This window comes from Streptomyces sp. NPDC001401 (assembly GCF_042895385.1).
Classification (GTDB): domain Bacteria; phylum Actinomycetota; class Actinomycetes; order Streptomycetales; family Streptomycetaceae; genus Streptomyces.
Genome location: NZ_JBIAWI010000002.1, coordinates 308,103 through 326,205 on the forward strand (window position 1 = coordinate 308,103; position 18,103 = coordinate 326,205).

Annotated in this window: 17 protein-coding genes; 10 read left to right on the top strand and 7 right to left on the bottom strand. The window is 71.4% G+C overall.

The genetic code is table 11. From position 1 onward, the window contains the following. The first annotated feature begins 167 nt into the window (after positions 1 to 167). Positions 168 to 2,291 carry a RiPP maturation radical SAM C-methyltransferase gene (locus tag ACFY10_RS09110; protein ID WP_390664408.1) on the top strand — a complete coding sequence of 708 codons (2,124 nt, stop codon included), beginning with the start codon at positions 168 to 170 and terminating at the stop codon, positions 2,289 to 2,291. Positions 2,292 to 2,294: 3 nt separating this feature from the next. Then, entirely contained in the window at positions 2,295 to 3,566 is a 1,272-nt protein-coding gene (locus ACFY10_RS09115; protein WP_390664409.1) for an MFS transporter, read from the top strand. On the opposite strand, the gene ACFY10_RS09120 is transcribed toward ACFY10_RS09115, so the two are convergent. The 3 genes from ACFY10_RS09120 to ACFY10_RS09130 are packed head-to-tail and all read right to left on the bottom strand — an operon-like array spanning position 3,546 to position 5,652. Continuing rightward, a complete protein-coding gene (locus ACFY10_RS09120) occupies positions 3,546 to 4,448 on the bottom strand; it encodes a hypothetical protein (protein WP_390664410.1) in 903 nt (300 codons plus the stop codon). The genes ACFY10_RS09115 and ACFY10_RS09120 overlap by 21 nt on opposite strands. After that, the gene (locus ACFY10_RS09125) at positions 4,445 to 4,618 is read right to left on the bottom strand and encodes a hypothetical protein (protein ID WP_390664411.1); all 174 of its coding nucleotides are present in this window, start codon (positions 4,616 to 4,618) and stop codon (positions 4,445 to 4,447) included. Before ACFY10_RS09125 ends, ACFY10_RS09120 begins: the two co-directional genes overlap by 4 nt. Further along, positions 4,615 to 5,652, bottom strand: coding sequence for an SPFH domain-containing protein (locus tag ACFY10_RS09130; RefSeq protein WP_390664412.1), 1,038 nt, complete (start codon positions 5,650 to 5,652; stop codon positions 4,615 to 4,617). The genes ACFY10_RS09125 and ACFY10_RS09130 overlap by 4 nt, the downstream gene beginning before the upstream one ends. A gap of 130 nt (positions 5,653 to 5,782) precedes the next feature. Here ACFY10_RS09130 and ACFY10_RS09135 point away from each other — a divergent pair, with 130 nt between their 5' ends. Together ACFY10_RS09135 and argF are read left to right on the top strand one after the other, a co-directional pair. Further along, positions 5,783 to 7,006 carry an arginine deiminase gene (locus ACFY10_RS09135; protein WP_390664413.1) on the top strand — a complete coding sequence of 408 codons (1,224 nt, stop codon included), beginning with the start codon at positions 5,783 to 5,785 and terminating at the stop codon, positions 7,004 to 7,006. 61 nt (positions 7,007 to 7,067) lie between these two features. Beyond that, positions 7,068 to 8,075, top strand: a complete 1,008-nt coding sequence (argF, locus tag ACFY10_RS09140; protein WP_390664414.1) for an ornithine carbamoyltransferase — start codon at positions 7,068 to 7,070, stop codon at positions 8,073 to 8,075. A gap of 12 nt (positions 8,076 to 8,087) precedes the next feature. On the opposite strand, the gene ACFY10_RS09145 is transcribed toward argF, so the two are convergent. After that, entirely contained in the window at positions 8,088 to 8,546 is a 459-nt protein-coding gene (locus ACFY10_RS09145; protein ID WP_390664415.1) for an ATP-binding protein, read from the bottom strand. A 323-nt stretch (positions 8,547 to 8,869) separates the two neighbouring features. On the opposite strand from ACFY10_RS09145, the gene ACFY10_RS09150 reads away from it, so the two are divergent. Both ACFY10_RS09150 and ACFY10_RS09155 read left to right on the top strand, forming a co-directional pair. Continuing rightward, positions 8,870 to 9,697, top strand: a complete 828-nt coding sequence (locus ACFY10_RS09150; RefSeq protein WP_390664416.1) for an enoyl-CoA hydratase family protein — start codon at positions 8,870 to 8,872, stop codon at positions 9,695 to 9,697. 7 nt (positions 9,698 to 9,704) lie between these two features. Continuing rightward, positions 9,705 to 11,972, top strand: coding sequence for a bifunctional salicylyl-CoA 5-hydroxylase/oxidoreductase (locus tag ACFY10_RS09155; RefSeq protein ID WP_390664417.1), 2,268 nt, complete (start codon positions 9,705 to 9,707; stop codon positions 11,970 to 11,972). Positions 11,973 to 12,029: 57 nt separating this feature from the next. Here the strand turns inward: ACFY10_RS09155 and ACFY10_RS09160 are convergent, their stop codons facing one another. Then, positions 12,030 to 12,842, bottom strand: coding sequence for a PaaX family transcriptional regulator C-terminal domain-containing protein (locus ACFY10_RS09160; RefSeq protein ID WP_390664418.1), 813 nt, complete (start codon positions 12,840 to 12,842; stop codon positions 12,030 to 12,032). 15 nt (positions 12,843 to 12,857) lie between these two features. Continuing rightward, complete coding sequence (locus ACFY10_RS09165) at positions 12,858 to 14,510, bottom strand: AMP-binding protein (protein ID WP_390664419.1); 1,653 nt, start codon at positions 14,508 to 14,510, stop codon at positions 12,858 to 12,860. 125 nt (positions 14,511 to 14,635) lie between these two features. Here ACFY10_RS09165 and ACFY10_RS09170 point away from each other — a divergent pair, with 125 nt between their 5' ends. Then, entirely contained in the window at positions 14,636 to 15,778 is a 1,143-nt protein-coding gene (locus ACFY10_RS09170) for an acyl-CoA dehydrogenase family protein (protein WP_390664420.1), read from the top strand. Beyond that, the gene (locus tag ACFY10_RS09175) at positions 15,775 to 16,173 is read left to right on the top strand and encodes a RidA family protein (RefSeq protein WP_390664421.1); all 399 of its coding nucleotides are present in this window, start codon (positions 15,775 to 15,777) and stop codon (positions 16,171 to 16,173) included. Before ACFY10_RS09170 ends, ACFY10_RS09175 begins: the two co-directional genes overlap by 4 nt. A gap of 19 nt (positions 16,174 to 16,192) precedes the next feature. Here ACFY10_RS09175 and ACFY10_RS09180 read toward each other — a convergent pair whose 3' ends face one another. Then, positions 16,193 to 16,387 carry a DUF5999 family protein gene (locus ACFY10_RS09180; protein WP_390664422.1) on the bottom strand — a complete coding sequence of 65 codons (195 nt, stop codon included), beginning with the start codon at positions 16,385 to 16,387 and terminating at the stop codon, positions 16,193 to 16,195. A gap of 225 nt (positions 16,388 to 16,612) precedes the next feature. Between ACFY10_RS09180 and ACFY10_RS09185 the strand changes: the two genes are divergently transcribed. Beyond that, the gene (locus ACFY10_RS09185; protein WP_390664423.1) at positions 16,613 to 17,065 is read left to right on the top strand and encodes a DUF6299 family protein; all 453 of its coding nucleotides are present in this window, start codon (positions 16,613 to 16,615) and stop codon (positions 17,063 to 17,065) included. A gap of 168 nt (positions 17,066 to 17,233) precedes the next feature. Continuing rightward, positions 17,234 to 18,079 carry a PaaX family transcriptional regulator C-terminal domain-containing protein gene (locus ACFY10_RS09190; RefSeq protein ID WP_390664424.1) on the top strand — a complete coding sequence of 282 codons (846 nt, stop codon included), beginning with the start codon at positions 17,234 to 17,236 and terminating at the stop codon, positions 18,077 to 18,079. Positions 18,080 to 18,103 lie beyond the last annotated feature (24 nt).

Consider the following 18,103-nt stretch of genomic DNA (forward strand, 5'->3'; position numbering starts at 1 on the left):
ACATGTAGCCCCGCCTAACTTGAACAACCTTACGAATCAGGGGAGTTCGAGGAGGGCGGGGCAGACGTGGAGATCAAGAAGGTAGTGGTCCGGGAGGAAGAGAAAACCAACCGGCAGCCGCGCATCGTGGAGAAACGGCCGACACCCTGACCGGTCTGCGGGGCGGCATGGGCATCACGCTCGTGACGATGCCCTGGCATCCGATCGATCTGCCGTCGCTGCAGGTGGGCCTGTTGCATGCCCTGGTCTCGCGCACCCGCCCGCAGGACGAGGTGCGCGAGTTCCACGGCTCCCTGCGCTGGGCGGAGTTCCTGCTGGAACGCTCCGGCGGGCGGCTGCGACCGGGCGACTACGTACGGGTCGGCAGCGACTCGATCTTCCACGGCCTGGGCGACTGGGTCTTCTCCGGAGTGCTCTACGACGACCCCGGCTGGGGCACCGCGCGACTGCGGGACTACGCCGTCCGGCACGGGATCGACGTGGACACGGCGTGCGAAATGCGCGCGTACGCGGCCGAGTTCATCGCCGAGTGCGCGGACGCCGTCCTGGCGGACGAGCCGGACGTCGTCGGCTTCACCACCACCTTCATGCAGAACGTGTCCTCGCTCGCACTGGCCCGCGAACTCAAGCGCCGCAGCCCGCAGTTGAGTGTCGTCTTCGGCGGCAGCAACTGCGACGGCCTCATGGGACACGCCCTGCACCGCAACCACCGCTTCGTCGACCATGTGGTGCGCGGCGAGGGGGAGTACGCCTTCCCCGCGCTCCTGCGGCACCTCGACGACGGCACCCCTCCCGCGGACGTACCGGGCCTGTGCTGGTGGGAGGGCGAGGTCTCGCGTGCGAATGAGGAGTCGCGGCGCACGGTGGCACCCGCCGACATTCCCTCGCCCGACTACGACGACTGGCAGACGGCCCTCGACGCCTCCCCGGTCGCGGAGTACGTGCACCCCAAACTGGTCGTCGAAGGGGCGCGCGGCTGCTGGTGGGGCGAGAAGCACCACTGCACGTTCTGCGGGCTGAACGGTTCGGCGATGGCCTTCCGTGCCAAGCCCGGCGAGCGCCTGTGGTCCGAGGTCGACCGCCTGGTCCGCCGGCACCGCATCCTCGACGTCGTCACCGTCGACAACATCATCGACATGGCGTACTTCAGGGACTTCCTGCCGAGGGCCGCCGCCAGCGGCTGGGACTTACGCATGCACTACGAGGTCAAGTCCAACCTCACCCCGGACCAGCTCGCCCTCCTCGCCGACTCGGGCACCGTGCACATCCAGCCCGGCATCGAGAGCCTCGGCAGCCGCGTCCTCGACCTCATGGACAAGGGCGTCACCGGAGCCCGCAACATCCGCACCCTCCGCGAGTGCGAGAACCACTCGCTCACCTGCTCCTGGAACCTCCTGTACGGCTTCCCGGGCGAGAGTGCCGACGACTACACCCCCGTCATCGACCAACTCCCCGCACTCGTCCACCTCCAGCCCCCGAGCGGCGCCCACCGCATCCAGCTCGAACGGTTCAGCCCCCACTTCAACGACCCCGGCCTCGGCTTCGGCAAGCGCGGCCCAGCCGAGATGTACCAGCACGTCTACGACCTGCCCGAGGACGAACTCGCCGAGCTTGTCTACCTGTTCGACACGGAGGACGCGGGCATCGGGGGAGAGGTGGAGGCACGGCTCAAGGCGGGCATCGAGCGCTGGCTGCTCGGCCACCCCGGCTCCCGGCTGACCTTCGCCGAGGAGGCCGACGCGCTGCTGGTCCACGACCACCGGCACGGCTGGCCGCGGCGCACGCACCGGTTCACGGGCTGGCAGGCGGCCGCCCTGCGCCGGCTGGAGGACGGGCGGAGCGGGACGGCGCTGCACCGCCTGCTGACGGAGGACGGCCATCGGCTCACCGCCGAGGACCTGGGTGAATGGCTTCGACATGCCCTGGAACTCGGCCTGTTGTTCCGTGACGGGCGGACGTATGTCTCGCTTCCCACCTGGGGCGTGCCGGTGCGCCTGGACGAGCCGGGGTATGCCTACCGGATGTTCTACCACCGGCGCGGGCCCGATTTCGTCATCGTCATGGACCGGCGGGACAAGGGGGTGTCGGCGCGCTACACGCTCGACGACCCCGACCTGCTCGCCACGTTCGACGCGCTGCAGGAGGCCACGCCACTGGCCGAGTTGAGCGCCGTCCAGCAGGAGGCGGCGACGCTGCTGGCGGACGAGGGGCTGGCCCGGCTCACCGATGGCCGGGCGGTGGCCCTGCCGCCCCGCATCCGGCGCTGGCCCGTGCCCTGCACCGGAATCTGACGGGTGACCGCCCCGCCCAGGACCCGCCCCCTACGACGCCACCGCCCCTTCGTCCTGCTCTGCGCGGAGCAGACGGCAGGCTCCGTCGGCCGCCAGATCACCGCGCTCGCCCTGACCCTGCTCGCCGTGACGGTGCTGGACGCGGGGCCGTTCGCCGCGTCCGTGATCCTGGCGCTGACGTATCTGCCCGGCGCGCTGCTCAGCCCCTTTGCCGGAGTGCTGGTCGACCGCGTACGCCTGCGCCGTCTGCTGGTCCTGGCCACCTCCCTCCAGGCACTGGTGGTCGGCTCCGTCCCGCTCGCCCAGGCCGCAGGGCACCTCACCTGGCCGCATCTCTACGCGGTCGCCGCGGTCTCCGGCACCCTGACCTTCACCCTCTCCATCGCACTCCAGACGGCGCTGCCCCGGGTCGTCGGCCCCGACCGGCTGCTCGCCGCCAACTCCGTGCTGACCGGCGCCCGCACCATCGGCCAGATCGGCGGACCGGCCCTCGGCGGCGTCCTCGTGGCCCTCACCGGAACCGGCACCGCACTGACGGCCGGGAGCATCGCATACGCCGTGGAGGCCCTGGTGCTGTTCGCCCTGCCCGCCGCCCTCGACACCCCGGCCGCACCACAGAAAGCCCCCGGCACCTCGCCGACTGCCGCCCTGCGGGCGGGACTTGATGTCGTACGGCGGGAACGACGGCTGTACCGCATGGTGCTGGCCGGTGCGGGTCTCAACCTCGGCAGCGGCGCCTCGGCCGCGCTCTACGTGCTGTACGCGAGCCGCGAACTCCGCCTTGCCGCCTGGCAGTTGGGTGCGACGTACGCCACGTTCAGTGCGGCCACCGTGTTCGGGATCGCGGTGGCCAAGCGGTTCGGCGAGAGCCTGGGACTGTGGCGGACGACGAGGATCTGCGGACTGGTGGCGGGCGCGGCGGGGTTCCTGATGCCGGCGGCGTCGGCCGGTCCCGCCCTCCCGTTGCTCCTCGCGTACCAGGTCTCCTACGGCCTCGCCGTCACCGTCTGGACCATCTCCCTGACCACCCTGCAGCAGCTGATCGCGCCGGCCGGTCTGCAGGGCCGGGTCGCGGGCTTCAACCAGGCGGCGCTCCTGGTGACGGTGCCGGTCGGCGCGCTGGGCGGCGGGGCGCTGGCGGCGGCGCTGGGGAAGGTACCGGTGCTGGTGGCGGCAGCGGCGATCGCGCTGGTCTCCGGTGCGACGCTGTGGGCGCCGGTGCGGGCGCAGCAGCGGACGGGGCAGGAGCTTCCGCTAGCCGACCAGGCGCAGTGACGTGCCCGCCACGCCCACCCGCACCGACTGCCCCCAGGTCAGCTGCAGCGCGTCCCCCTCCATCCCGTCCCCGAAGGCGATCAGCCGCTCGGACTCGACGGTGAGAGCGAGGCGGGCCGAGGCCGCGAGCTCGCCCGCGACCAGCGACGTACCGGTGGCCGGCGACGGCCACGCCTCCCGTACGAACCACAGCAGCCGGTCGTCGGTCGGGCGGGGCAGCGACAGGGCGGTCAGGGCGGCGCCCCGCTCCTGCCACACGGAGCGGATCCATCCCGTCGCCCCGGTCCCCGTCCCCACCAGCACCCCGGACGAAGCCTGGGCCTCGACGACACCCCCGTCGCCCTCGAGGCCCAGGCGGTACCTGGCCGTCTGATGTCCGGCGGCGCCCAGGTAGATCTCGTTGAGCGCGACGATCCGCTGTGTGTCGTCGGCGACGGCCTCGACCATGGTGAGTTCGTCCACGGCGCTCGTGAGGACCGCCGGGAGCAGCGCCGCCGCGTCCGCAGGCCGGTGCCGCACCAGGACGCCCGGGTTGCGCCCGGGGTCCGAGTCGATGCCGACCACCGGCTGCCCGGCGAGGTACTTGGCGACGTTCGCCACCAGCCCGTCCTGTCCGACGACCACCACGACGTCCTCCGGCGCGAACAGGAAACGGTCCAAGTCACTCCGCTCGACCAGAGTCTGACGCCAGGTCAGCGGAATCGCGGAGGTCACCTCGGCGAGCGCACGCCGGGTGCGTCGGTGCCGCTCGGCGACCTCCCCGATGTCCCGCCCCCGGGAGGAGAGGAAGAAGGCGGCCTGTCCGTGCGTACCGTGGTGGGCCACCAGCTCCTCGTACTCCGTGGTGCGATGGACGAGGACGACACGCGGGGCGAGGCTCACGCGGCGCGCTCCGCGGAGAGGACGGGCCGGGCGAGCGCCTCCGTCGGTGCAACGACGGACGGCGGCTGCCCGGCACTCGGGCCCGCGTCGCAGAACCCGGACGGGCCGGCCGGTGGCAGGCCGATCACCCTCGCTCGGGGGAATCCGGTCTGTCCAGCTCCCGCCTTCACGCCCGCTCCTGCAAGCCCAGCTTGGCCAACAACCCTGTCAGCACGTCCGGCGAAATGGTCACGCTGTCGATGTGCGGCAGGTTCTCCGCCAGCCGGGTCGCGGTGAGGGCGTGCAGGGTCGCGACGTCCACCTCGGTGTGCACCTGCAGCCAGGCCGCCTGTGCCTGAGCCCGCGCCGCACCGACCTCGCGGGCCCCTTCGGCCTCGGCACGGGCCAGCCGTACCGAACGTGCCGCCTCCGCCTCGGCCAGCTTCACCGTCCGTGCCGCCTCCGCCTCGGCCCGTACGGCGTCCGCCGCGGCGTGCTCCTCGGCCTCCCTGCGGGCGTTCGTGCCGCGCTGCTCGACCAACTGCTCCTCACGGCGGGCGAGTTCGATCTGGCTGGCCAGCTCGTTCTCGGCGATCGCGCGCTCCCGCTCGACGGCCACGGCCCGCCGCTCGTACGTCGCGCGGTCCGCCTCCTGCTGGATCTGTTCCCGGGCCGGCGTGCGCAGGGCCCGCTCCACCTCCGGTTCGGGCCGCAGCGCCACCACGCGTACGGCGACCACCTCGATGCCGGTGGCAGGCAGCCGCGGCTCCGCGCCCAGCCCCGCCGCGACCCGCTCCCGCACCGCAGCCACCCCGTCGACCAGCGCCGACGACAGCGATGTACGGGCCAGTACGTCCAGCGCATGCTGCTGGGCCGTCTCCGTCAGCAGCGTCCCCAGCTGCTCCAGCGGCGCGCTCCGCCACACCCCCGTGTCCGGGTCGACGGAGAAGTCCAGCCGGGCGGCGGCGAGCGCCGGGTCGCTGATCCGGTACGTCACCGTCGCCTGCACCGCCACGTCCTGGAAGTCGGACGTACGGGCATGGAAGGTCATCGCCAACTCCCGGTCGTCGACCGGTACTTCGGACAGTGCCGCGGTCAGCGCACGGAACCAGAAGCTGAGCCCCGGGCCGTCGTGCAGCAGCTTCCCGGCGCGATGGTGCCGGATGTGCGCCGTCGGCGCCCCGCGCAGGTGGCGCCAGCCCAGGCGCCGAGTGATGTCGGCCATCGGACCCCCTCGTTTTCGTCTGCTCGACGATAACCGCCGCACCTGATTATCGTCAAGAGGACGAAAACAAGTAATCGAAGAAACGGCCGACCGGCGGGTCAACAGGCCCCCCGATGGTCAGGATGGAGACATGGCAATGCATGTCGACTCCGAGGCCGGGCGGCTGCGCCGCGTCATACTCCACCGGCCGGATCTCGAGCTCAAAAGGCTCACTCCCAGCAACAAGGACGCCCTCCTCTTCGACGACGTGCTCTGGGTGCGCCGGGCGCGCGCCGAGCACGACGGGTTCGCGGACGTCCTGTGCGACCGCGGGGTCGCCGTCCACCTCTTCGGTGACCTGCTCACCGAGGCCCTGGAGATCCCGGCGGCCAGAACGCTCGTCCTGGATCGGGTCTTCGACGAGAAGGAGTACGGCGTCCTCGCCACCGACCACCTCAGAGCCGCCTTCGAGACCCTGCCCGCGCAGGAGCTGGCCGAGGCGCTGGTCGGCGGCATGACCAAGCGCGAGTTCCTGGATGCGCACCCGGAACCGACCTCCGTGCGCTTCCACGTCATGGACCTCGACGACTTCCTCCTTGCGCCCCTGCCCAACCACCTCTTCACCCGGGACACCTCCGCGTGGATCTATGACGGCGTCGCCGTCAACGCCATGCGCTGGCCGGCCCGCCAGCGCGAGACGGTCCACTTCGAGGCGATCTACCGCCACCACCCCCTCTTCCGTGACGAAACCTTCCGCGTCTGGTCCGAGGGACAGGCCGACTATCCGTCCACGATCGAGGGCGGGGACGTCCTGGTCATCGGAAACGGCGCCGTCCTGATCGGCATGAGCGAGCGGACCACGCCCCAGGCCGTCGAGATGCTCGCGCACAAGCTGTTCGACGCCGGCTCGGCCCGGACGATCGTCGCCCTCGACATGCCGAAGCGGCGCGCCTTCATGCACCTCGACACCGTGATGACGATGGTCGACGGCGACACCTTCACCCAGTACGCGGGCCTCGGCATGCTCCGCTCATACACCATCGAACCGGGCGCCGGCGACAAGGAACTCAAGGTCACCGACCATCCGCCGGAGCACATGCACCGCGCGATCGCGGCCGCTCTCGGCCTGAGCGAGATCCGCGTCCTGACCGCCACCCAGGACGTGCACGCCGCCGAGCGCGAGCAGTGGGACGACGGCTGCAACGTCCTCGCCGTCGAGCCCGGCGTCGTCGTCGCCTACGAGCGCAACGCCACCACCAACACGCACCTGCGCAAGCAGGGGATCGAGGTCATCGAGATCCCGGGCAGCGAGCTGGGCCGGGGCAGGGGCGGGCCGCGCTGTATGAGCTGTCCGGTCGAACGGGATGCCGTATAGAAATGCAAATCATCGTATAGACTTCCAGCGGTATTCGTCCCCGCATTCCTGGAGCGCCCCCATGGCGACAGTCCCGACCGCCCTCGCCGGCCGCCACTTCCTCAAGGAGCTCGACTTCTCCCAGCAGGAGTTCCTCGGCCTGATCGAGCTGGCCGCCGAGCTGAAGGCCGCCAAGAAGGCCGGGACCGAGACGCAGTACCTGCGCGGCCGGAACATCGCGCTGATCTTCGAGAAGACCTCGACGCGCACCCGCTGCGCGTTCGAGGTCGCCGCCGCCGACCAGGGCGCCTCGACGACATACCTCGACCCGGCGGGCTCGCAGATCGGGCACAAGGAGTCCGTGAAGGACACCGCGCGCGTGCTTGGGCGGATGTTCGACGCGATCGAGTACCGCGGGCACGGGCAGGGTGTCGTCGAGGAGCTGGCCGCATACGCCGGGGTCCCCGTCTACAACGGACTCACCGACGAGTGGCACCCGACCCAGATGCTGGCCGACGTGCTCACCATGACCGAGCACAGCGACAAGCCTCTGAACGAGACGGTTTTCGCCTATCTCGGCGACGCCCGCTACAACATGGGCAACTCCTACCTGGTCACGGGCGCCCTGCTCGGCATGGACGTCCGTATCGTCGCGCCCCGGGTGCTGTGGCCGGACGAGACGATCGTCGAGTTGGCCCAGCAGCTCGCCGCGGCCTCCGGCGGCCGGGTCACGCTCACCGAGGACGTGAAGGAGGGGGTACGCGGAGCCGACTTCGTCGCCACCGACGTCTGGGTGTCGATGGGGGAGCCCAAGGAGGTCTGGGACGAGCGCATAGCGCTGCTCGGCCCCTACGCCGTGACCATGGACGTGCTGCGCGCCACCGGCAACCCCGACGTGAAGTTCCTGCACTGTCTGCCGGCCTTCCACGACCTCGGCACGCGCGTCGGCATCGAGGTCCATGAGCGGCACGGCCTGATGGAGCTCGAGGTCACCGACGAGGTGTTCGAGTCCGAGCACTCCGTGGTCTTCGACGAGGCCGAGAACCGTATGCACACCATCAAGGCCGTCCTGGTCGCGACGCTGGCCTGACCGCGGCGTCCCTCAGGCGGAGCGCCGCTGCTGAGGCACCACCGGCAGGCGAAACCACACGGCCTTGCCGGACGTCGTCGGCCGATGACCGCAGGACGAACTGAGCGCGCGGATCAGCAGCAGCCCGCGCCCGTGCTCCTGCCAGGGGTCGGGCGCCTGAGCGCCCGGCCAGGCGAGATCGAACGGTGGCACCGGGTCAGGGTCGTGCACCTCGACCTGGCAGCCGCTCGGCAGCAGCTCCACCACGAGCTCTATCGGGGAGTCGCCGACGGCGGTGTGCTCGACGGCGTTCGCAACCAGCTCCGCAGTGAGCAGTTCCGCGGTGTCGCAGTCGGCCCCGTGCTGCAGCTCGGCCAGCGCGGTGCGCACGAGTGCGCGGGCCACGGGCACGGCCGCGGCGGAGTGCGGCAGTGCGATGCGCCAGGAGGCGGCGGAAGCGGAGGGGCGTTCGTACAAGGCGGGTCCGTTCATGAGCAGGCTGTCCTGCTTTCAACCTTATGAATGGTACGGCGCCGCCCGGCAGTGACGTCCGACGGGCGCCGTACGGGACCTTCGGCCCCGTTGACGGGCGGCTTACCCGTAGCAACGGCTTGCCTCGCGGCGCTGCTCCCACCGTTGCCGCCCTGTCGACGAGCCGTGACGAACGTGACCGGTCCGGGTCGGATCCGCGGTGATGTCCGCACTCCGCCCTGGGTGTTCTATCGCGCCCTCGTGACGACAGTCACGGATGAGTGATAGCTTCGAGGGGTAGAGCTCAGTGAGGCAGTGCCCGCCCCCCGAGGAGGCCGCACGTCATGAGTCCCTTCACCGGCTCAGCCGCCCGCACCTCCGACTGGCGGCACCTGCGCGTCGAGCACGCCGACGGCGTCGTGACCGTCACCCTCGCCCGCCCCGAGAAACTCAACGCGCTCACCTTCGGCGCCTACGCCGACCTGCGCGACCTGCTCGCCGAACTGTCCCGCGAGCGGTCCGTACGGGCCCTGGTCCTGGCCGGCGAGGGCCGCGGCTTCTGCTCCGGCGGCGACGTCGACGAGATCATCGGCGCGACCCTGTCCATGGACACCGCTCAGCTCCTCGACTTCAACCGCATGACCGGCCAGACCGTGCGGGCGATACGGGAGTGCCCGTTCCCGGTGATCGCGGCGGTGCACGGCGTGGCGGCAGGCGCAGGCGCGGTCCTCGCCCTGGCGGCGGACTTCCGGGTCGCGGACCCGTCCGCCCGCTTCGCCTTCCTCTTCACCCGGGTCGGCCTGTCCGGCGGCGACATGGGCGCCGCATATCTGCTCCCGAGGGTCGTAGGCCTGGGCCACGCGACCCGCCTGCTGATGCTGGGCGAACCGGTCCGCGCCCCCGAGGCGGAACGAATCGGCCTGATCAGCGAGCTCACGGACGAGGGCCGAGCGGACGAGGCGGCGCAGACGCTCGCCCGCCGCCTGGCCGACGGCCCGGCTCTGGCATACGCCCAAACGAAGGCCCTGCTCACAGCCGAGCTCGACATGCCACTGGCGGCCGCGGTGGAACTGGACGCCTCGACCCAGGCCCTCCTGATGAACGGCGAGGACTACGCAGAGTTCCACGCGGCGTTCACAGAGAAGCGCCCACCGAAGTGGCAGGGGAGGTGAGGTCGCGATGCGTGTCGCGATCATCGGCGGCGGCCCCGGAGGGCTGTACGCCGCGGCCCTGCTGAAACGTCTCGACCCGTCCCGCGAGATCACCGTCTGGGAACGCAACGCCCCGGACGACACCTTCGGCTTCGGAGTCGTCCTCTCCGACGAAACCCTCGGCGGCATCGAACACGCCGACCCGGTCGTGTACGAGGCTCTGCAGAAGGACTTCGTCCGCTGGGACGACATAGACATCGTCCACCGAGGCACCCGCCAAACCTCCGGCGGCCACGGGTTCGCCGCACTCGGCAGAAAACGCCTCCTGGAAATCCTGCACACCCGCTGCCGCACCCTCGGCGTGGACCTCCGCTTCCGCTCCGAGGCCCCGTACCCCGACCGGCTCGCCGAGACATACGACCTCGTCATCGCCGCCGACGGAGTCAACAGCACCACCCGCGAGACCTACGCCGATGTGTTCCGCCCCCATGCGGCCACCCACCACTGCCGCTACATCTGGCTCGCCGCCGACTTCGCCTTCGACGCCTTCCGCTTCGAGATCGCCGAGACCGAACACGGCGTGATGCAGCTGCACGGCTACCCCTACGCGGCCGACGCCTCCACCGTGATCGTCGAGATGCACGAGGACGTATGGCGCGCGGCCGGTTTCGAGGAACTGGACGAGACCGGGTCCGTCGAGCGCTGCGCCAAGATCTTCGCGGAAGCGCTCGGCGACCGCCCCCTGCGTTCCAACAAGTCCGTGTGGACGACCTTCCGTACTGTCGTCAACGAGCACTGGGCGCACCGCAACGTCGTCCTGCTCGGCGACGCCGCCCACACCGCCCACTTCTCCATCGGCTCCGGCACCAAACTCGCCGTCGAGGACGCCCTCGCACTGGCCGCCTGTCTGGAGGAACAGCCGTCCCTGGAACGGGCGTTGACGGCGTACGAGGAGGAGCGCAAGCCAGTCGTCGCCTCCACCCAGCGTGCGGCCCGTGCCAGCCTGGAGTGGTTCGAGAACCTCGGCCTCTACCTCGGCCAGCCGCCCCGCCAGTTCGCCTTCAACCTGCTCACCCGCAGCCGCCGCGTCACCCACGACAACCTCCGGCTGCGCGACGCCGGCTTCACCGGAGCAGTGGAGCGCGAGTTCGGCTGCCCGTCCGGTACGCCGCCGATGTTCACCCCGTTCCGGCTGCGCGGCCTGACCCTGCGCAACCGGGTCGTGGTCTCGCCCATGGACATGTACTCGGCGGCCGACGGCATCCCCGGCGACTTCCACCTCGTCCACCTGGGTGCCCGCGCCCTCGGCGGCGCCGGCCTGGTGATGACCGAGATGGTGTGCGTCAGCGAGGAGGGCCGGATCACCCCCGGCTGCACCGGCCTCTACACCGGCCGGCAGGCCGAGTCCTGGAAGCGGATCACCGAATTCGTGCACGCCCAGTCACCGGGCACCGCGATCGGCGTGCAGCTCGGCCACTCCGGCCGCAAGGGCTCGACCAGGCTGATGTGGGAGGGCATGGACGAACCGCTGCCCGACGGCAACTGGCCCCTCGTGGCCGCCTCCCCGCTGCCGTACAAGCCTGACAGCCAGACCCCGCGCGAGCTGACCCGAGCCCAACTCACCGACATCCGCGAGCAGTTCACGGCCGCCGCCTGGCGGGCCGCCCGCGCGGGCTTCGACCTCCTCGAGCTCCACTGCGCCCACGGCTACCTGCTCTCCGGCTTCCTCTCCCCGCTGACCAACCGCCGCACCGACGCCTACGGCGGCTCACTGGAGAAACGACTCCGCTTCCCGCTGGAGGTCTTCGACGCCGTACGCGGGGTCTGGCCCGAGGAGAAGCCCATGACCGTCCGAATCTCCGCCACCGACTGGGCCGACGGAGGCACGACGGCCGAGGACGCCGTCGAGATCGCCCGCGCCTTCGCCGCGCACGGCGTCGACGCCGTCGACGTGTCGACCGGACAGGTCGTGGCCGACGACCACCCGGAGTTCGGGCGCTCGTACCAGACGCCGTACGCGGACCGCATCCGTCACACCGTTGGCGTCCCCGTGATCGCGGTCGGCGCGATCTCCTCCTGGGACGACGTCAACTCCCTGATCCTGGCGGGCCGTACGGACCTGTGCGCCCTCGCCCGCCCCCACCTCTACGACCCCCACTGGACCCTGCACGCGGCGGCCGAGCAGGGTTACGACGGCCCCGGCGTCGTCTGGCCGGCCCCCTACCGGGCGGGCAGCCGCCGCCCGCAGACCGGACGCACGGACGCCCCCAAGCCCCGTCTGACGCTGGGGACTTGAGGGGCGAACCGGCTGGACGCCGAGGGTTGCGTGAGTGACGGGCGGTGTGGCTCGCGGTCACACGCCGGCGAACTCGGCCCCCGCGTCCCTGAGCCGTGCATGCAGGTCCCGGAAGACGGCGGCCGAGCGGACGCCGGGCCAGTCCTCGGGCAGGAGGCGGGCGGGCAGGCCGGGGTCGGTGTAGGGGAGGTGGCGCCAGGAGTCGAGGGCGAGGAGGTAGTCGCGGTAGGCCTCCTCGGGCGGGGTGTCCGCCCGGTGCTCCCACCCGTGCAGCACGGGCGCGTGGCGGTCGAGGAACGCCTCGTGCTCCTTGGCGATCGCGGCCAGGTCCCACCAGCGGGCGACCGCCTCCTCGGTCGCCGCGAACCCGAGGTGCTCGCCGCGGAACAGGTCGACGTACGGGTCGAGGTGCAGCCGCTGCAGGGTGTGCCGGGTCTCCTCGTACAGCCGGGCGGGAGCGATCCACACCCCGGGTGTCGCCGTGCCGAAGCCCAGCCCGGCCAGCCGAGACCGCAGCACATGCCGTTTCTGGCGCTCCGACTCCGGCACCGAGAACACGGCGAGCACCCAGCCCTCCTCCTCGGGCGGCGCGGTGGCGTAGATGCGCCGGTCGCCGTCGTCGAGCAACTGGCGTGCGTCAGGCGACAGTTCGTACCCGGCGGCGCCCTTCGCCGTACGGGCCGGCAGCAGCAGGCCGCGGCGTTTGAGGCGGGAGACGGACGAGCGTACGGAGGGCGCGTCCACGCCGACCGCGGCCAGCAGCCGGATCAGTTCGGCGACGGGCACGGGGCCCGGCGCGAAGCGGCCGTACGCGCCGTAGAGCGTGACGATGAGAGACCGTGGTGCATGCTGGTCGGACACGTTGATCATCTTAGGTCGTCGGCATCAGTGCTGGTCACCTTCGGTGTCGCGTTCGATGACACCTTCGACGGCTCCTTCGGCTTCAGGTCGGGCGTCCCGGTCGGTGCGCAGTCTGAAGCGCTGCAGCTTGCCGGTCGCCGTGCGCGGCAGCGAGTCCAGGAAGACGATCTCGCGGGGGCATTTGTAGGGGGCCAGCTCGGCCTTGACGAAGGTGCGCAAGGGCTCGGCGTCCCGCTCGGCGCCCTCCTTCACGACGACGTACGCCACGACCACCTGCCCGCGCGCCTCGTCGGGCCGTCCCACGACGGCCGCCTCCACCACGTCCGGGTGGCGCAGCAGGGCGTCCTCCACCTCCGGTCCGGCGATGTTGTACCCGGCCGAGATGATCATGTCGTCGGCGCGGGCGACGTAGCGGAAGTAGCCGTCGCTCTCGCGGACGTAGGTGTCACCGGTGACGTTCCAGCCGTCGCGCACGTAGACTCGCTGGCGCGGGTCGGTGAGGTAGCGGCAGCCGACGGGCCCGCGTACGGCGAGCAGACCCGGCTGCCCGTCGGGCACGGGCTGTCCGTTCTCGTCCTGCACACGCGCGTGCCAGCCGGGTACGGGCACGCCCGTCGTGCCGGGTCTGATGTGCTCGTCGGCCGCGGAGATGAAGATGTGCAGCAGCTCGGTGGCGCCGATGCCGTTGATGATGCGCAGCCCGGTCCGCTCGTACCAGGTCTGCCAGGTGGCGGCGGGCAGGTTCTCGCCGGCCGAGACGCAGCGGCGCAGGGACGAGGTGTCGTGGGCGTCGAGCTCGTCGAGCATCGCGCGGTAGGCCGTCGGCGCGGTGAACAGCACGGAGACCCGGTGCTCGGCGACGGCCGCCAGCAACTGCGCCGGATGGGCCTGTTCCAGCAGGAGCGCGCTGGCGCCGATACGCATGGGGAAGACGACCAGCCCGCCGAGCCCGAACGTGAAGCCGAGCGGGGGGCTGCCCGCGAAGACGTCGTCCTCATGGGGTTGCAGCACATGCTTGGCGAAGGTGTCGGCTATCGCCAGCACATCCCGGTGGAAGTGCATGCACCCTTTGGGGCGGCCGGTCGTACCCGACGTGAACGCGATCAGCGCGACGTCGTCGGCCGCCGTGTCGACGGTCGGGTACGGGGTGGCGGGCGCCGCGCGGTGCAGGAGGTCGTCGGGGGCGTCGCCGCCATACGTCGTGATCTGCAGGCCGGGTATCTCGGCCTTGGCGAGGTCGTCGACGGCGCGTATGTCGCAGAGGGCGTGCCGGATCAGTGCTATGTCACATATCACTTTCAGCTCGTGCGGCCGCTGCTGGGCCAGCACCGTGACCGCGACCCCACCCGCCTTCAGCACGGCCAGCCAGCAGGCCGCGAGCCAGGGTGTGGTCGGGCCGCGCAGCAGGACCCGGTTGCCGGGGCGCACCCCGAGGTCGCGCGTCAGGACGTGTGCGATGCGGTCGACGCGGGCACGGAGGTCGCCGTACGCCCAGGAAGGGCCGGCAGGGGTGTGGAACACCGGCCGGCCGGGGTCGGCGTGCTCCAGCAGCTCGGCGGCGCAGTTCAGCCGATCGGGGTAACGAAGCTCCGGCAGGTCGAACTGAAGTGCCGGCCATTCTTCGGGCGGCGGGAGGTGGTCGCGCGCGAAGGTGTCGACGTGGGCCGAGACGATCATGGCGGTGCGCCCCCTTGCCGTTGTGGGCGTCCTGGTGGGCTCGCGTCTTGAGCGTATCGTGTTGGTGACGACAGTCAACGGTGCGCGATATCGTCGAGGGGTCATGTCGAGAGAGGGGACCGCCAATGCCCGTATTCTCGCTCGATCCCGCACAAAACGCCTGGTGTGCCGAGCTGCGCACCCTTGCCGCCGACCGGCTGCGCCCGCTCGCGGAGAAGGGGGAGCCGGGGCACGTCAATCGCCCGCTGGTCGCCGAGCTCGGCCAACTCGGCCTCCTGGAGCGGCTGTTCACCTCCGGGGCCCTCGACCTCTGTCTGATGCGGGAGTCGCTCGCCCGCGCCTGTACGGAGGCGGAGACGGCCCTTGCGCTTCAGGGGCTGGGCGCCCATCCGGTCCATGCGTACGGCTCACCGGCCCAGCGGGAGCGCTGGCTGCCACGGGTGAGTGAAGGGCGTGCGGTCGCCGCGTTCGCGCTGAGCGAGCCGGGGGCGGGCTCGGATGCGGCGGCGCTGTCGCTGACCGCCCGTGCCGACGGCCCCGACCGCTGGCGGCTCACCGGCGAGAAGCGCTGGATCTCCAACGCTCCCGAGGCCGACTTCTACACCGTCTTCGCGCGCACCACTCCCGGCGCCGGCGCCCGCGGCGTGACCGCCTTCCTCGTGCCCGCCGACCGGCCCGGTCTCACCGGCAGGGCCCTCGACATGCTCTCGCCGCACCCCATCGGCGCCCTCGACTTCGATGCCGTACCCGTCACGGCGGACGATGTGCTCGGTGAGACCGACCGTGGGTTCCGGGTCGCCATGGGAACCCTCAATCTGTTCCGCCCGAGCGTCGGCGCGTTCGCGGTCGGCATGGCCCAGGCGGCGCTGGACGCGACCCTCGCGCACACGGCCCGACGGGATGCGTTCGGCGGCAAGCTCAAGGATCTGCAGACCGTCGCCCACCAGGTCGCCGAGATGGCGCTGCGCACCGAGGCGGCCCGTCTCATGGTGTACGCGGCGGCGACGGCGTACGACGAAGGCGACCCCGGTGTCCCGAAGCGCGCGGCAATGGCGAAGCTGCTCGCCACCGAGACCGCGCAGTACGTCGTCGACCAGGCCGTCCAGCTGCACGGAGCCCGTGCCCTGCGCCGCGGCCACCTCCTCGAACACCTCTACCGCGAGGTGCGCGCCCCCCGCATCTACGAGGGCGCGAGCGAGGTCCAACGCGGCATCATCGCCAAGGAGTTGTACAAGGAGTCGTCCGCCGACGTGGAGGCACCCCAGTGAGCACCGAGCGCGTCAACCCGCCCGATCTCTCCCCGCCCACCGGCTTCTCACACGCCGTCGTCGCCACCGGCACCCGCGTCGTCTTCCTGGCCGGCCAGACCGCCCTCGACACCGACGGCAAGATCACCGGCGACACTCTCCCCGAGCAGTTCGAGCGGGCCCTCACCAACCTCCTCACCGCCCTGCGCACCGCGGGCGGCACCCCCGCGGACCTCGCCCGCGTCACGGTCTACGCCACCGATGTCGCCGCCTACCGCAACCAGGCTCCCGAACTGGGGCGTCTCTGGCGGGAGTTGGCGGGCCGTGACTACCCGGCGATGGCGGTCGTGGAGGTCGTACGTCTGTGGGACGAGGAGGCGATGGTGGAACTCGACGGGTTCGCCGTACTGCCTTAGCCCCGCACCTCAGGTCCGATCAGGCGGCGACGGCCAGCCGCTCCGCGGGCGCCCGGTGCGGTGCGACGGCCCTGCCGTCGGGCGTCAGCTCGCCGCAGTCGTCGAACACGATCGCGCCGTCGCACAGGAGGCTCCAGCCCTGCTCGGGGTGGGCGGCGACGACGTGCACGGCGTTGCCGCCGAAGGAAGGGCACGAAGACTGGTGGGAACACATGGCGCACCTCCACGTCGGTCGGGACCGTCCGCAGGTCCCTATGGGTAGACCATGCTCCCGCGGCGAACTCATCGGAACGCCCGGCCGAGAAGCGTGACAACACGCGGACAACACCAGGACGGTTCCAGGACCGTCGGTGCGGACTCGCCACCGAGTGGGTGACGGTCACGGCCGGGGGCGCGCCCGCCGGGTACCAGTGGAAGCCCCACCTACAGGAGGTTTCCGATGTTCAAGCGACCCGCTCTGGCCCTCGCCGCCGGTGCCGCGCTGCTCGTGCTCGCCGCCCCCGCCGTACCGGCGGCCGCGGCCGCGGAGCTGGCAGAGACGGTGACCGTCGACCCGACAGGTCATGTCTCCGCGGACGGCACCGTCACCCTCTCCGGCACCTACCGCTGCACCGGCAGCTCGGGCGCGGCCTTCGTCAGCTCCTCCGTGAGCACATCCTCGACTTCCGCGACCCACGGTTCCACGACTCTGATCCAGGGCATCGGCGGCACGATCGCCGTGTGCGACGGCGCGACACATCGCTGGGAGAACACGAGCAGACCGTCGCCGGCCATCGGCCCGGGCAAGGTCAGTGTCGAGGCCACGGTCGCGGAACTCCGCTTCGAGGGCATCCTGCCGCTGCCCCGCATCCACGCCGACGAGCGGCACGAGGTCACCCTGACCAAGGGCTGACCGCCGCCTGTGCGCACCGCCGGACCGGCAGGCTCACGGCAGACCTGCCGACCGGCGGTGCGCACCACACTCGCCTCGACACTCTACTGATGGGTCACGCAACGACAAGATATTGTTTAGCAAGAGCGACCGGTGGCCAGGAACCGGTGACGAGGGAAGCGACGGAGCATGGCGAAGGACGCGTCCGCACGGCCGGTGGTCAGCCGCCGCCGGGAAGTCGGTGACACGAGCGCGCGGTCGCTGTTGATGACCACGCTCGGCGAGTACGTCCTGCCCCGTGGCCGCCCGGTGTGGACGTCCGCCCTGGTCGAGGCCCTGGCGCTGTTCGCGATCGAGGAGAAGTCGGCCCGCCAGGCGCTCGCCCGGACCGCCGCGGAGGGCTGGCTGGCCTCGGAGCGGGTGGGCCGCCGGGTGCGCTGGGCCCTCACCCCGCCGGGGCGGCGGCTGCTGACCGAAGGGGCGCAGCGCATCTACGACTTCGGCAGCGGGGAGCACGTCTGGGACGGCACCTGGCTGGTGGTCCTCGTCTCCGTACCGGAGTCCAAGCGGGACCTGCGCCACCGCGTCCGCACCCGCCTCAGCTGGGCCGGTTTCGGCTCCCCGGAGCCCGGCGTGTGGATCACCCCCCGCACCGACCGTGAGGCGGAGGCGCTCGGCGTCCTGAAGGAACTCGGACTGGCCGACGCCGCGATGTCCTTCACCGCGACCTACGGCGCCGTGGGCAGCGAGGCGGCCATGGTCGCCCGTGCCTGGGACCTGAGCGAGGTGGAGGAGCGGTACGAGGCGTTCATCGACGAGTTCACCGGCCTGCACCCGGCGGACGGTGACGCCGTTCTGCACGATCTGACCAAGCTGGTGCACGAATGGCGCCGCTTCCCCTTCCTCGACCCGCGCCTCCCCCCGACGCTGCTGCCCACGGGCTGGAGCGGCGCCAGGGCGACGCAGCTGTTCCACGGCAAGCACGCCGAATGGAGCAAGGCGGCGCAGCGGCGCTGGGAGGAGCTGGAGCGCTAGGCGCTCCGCGGGCTGTGCCGATTT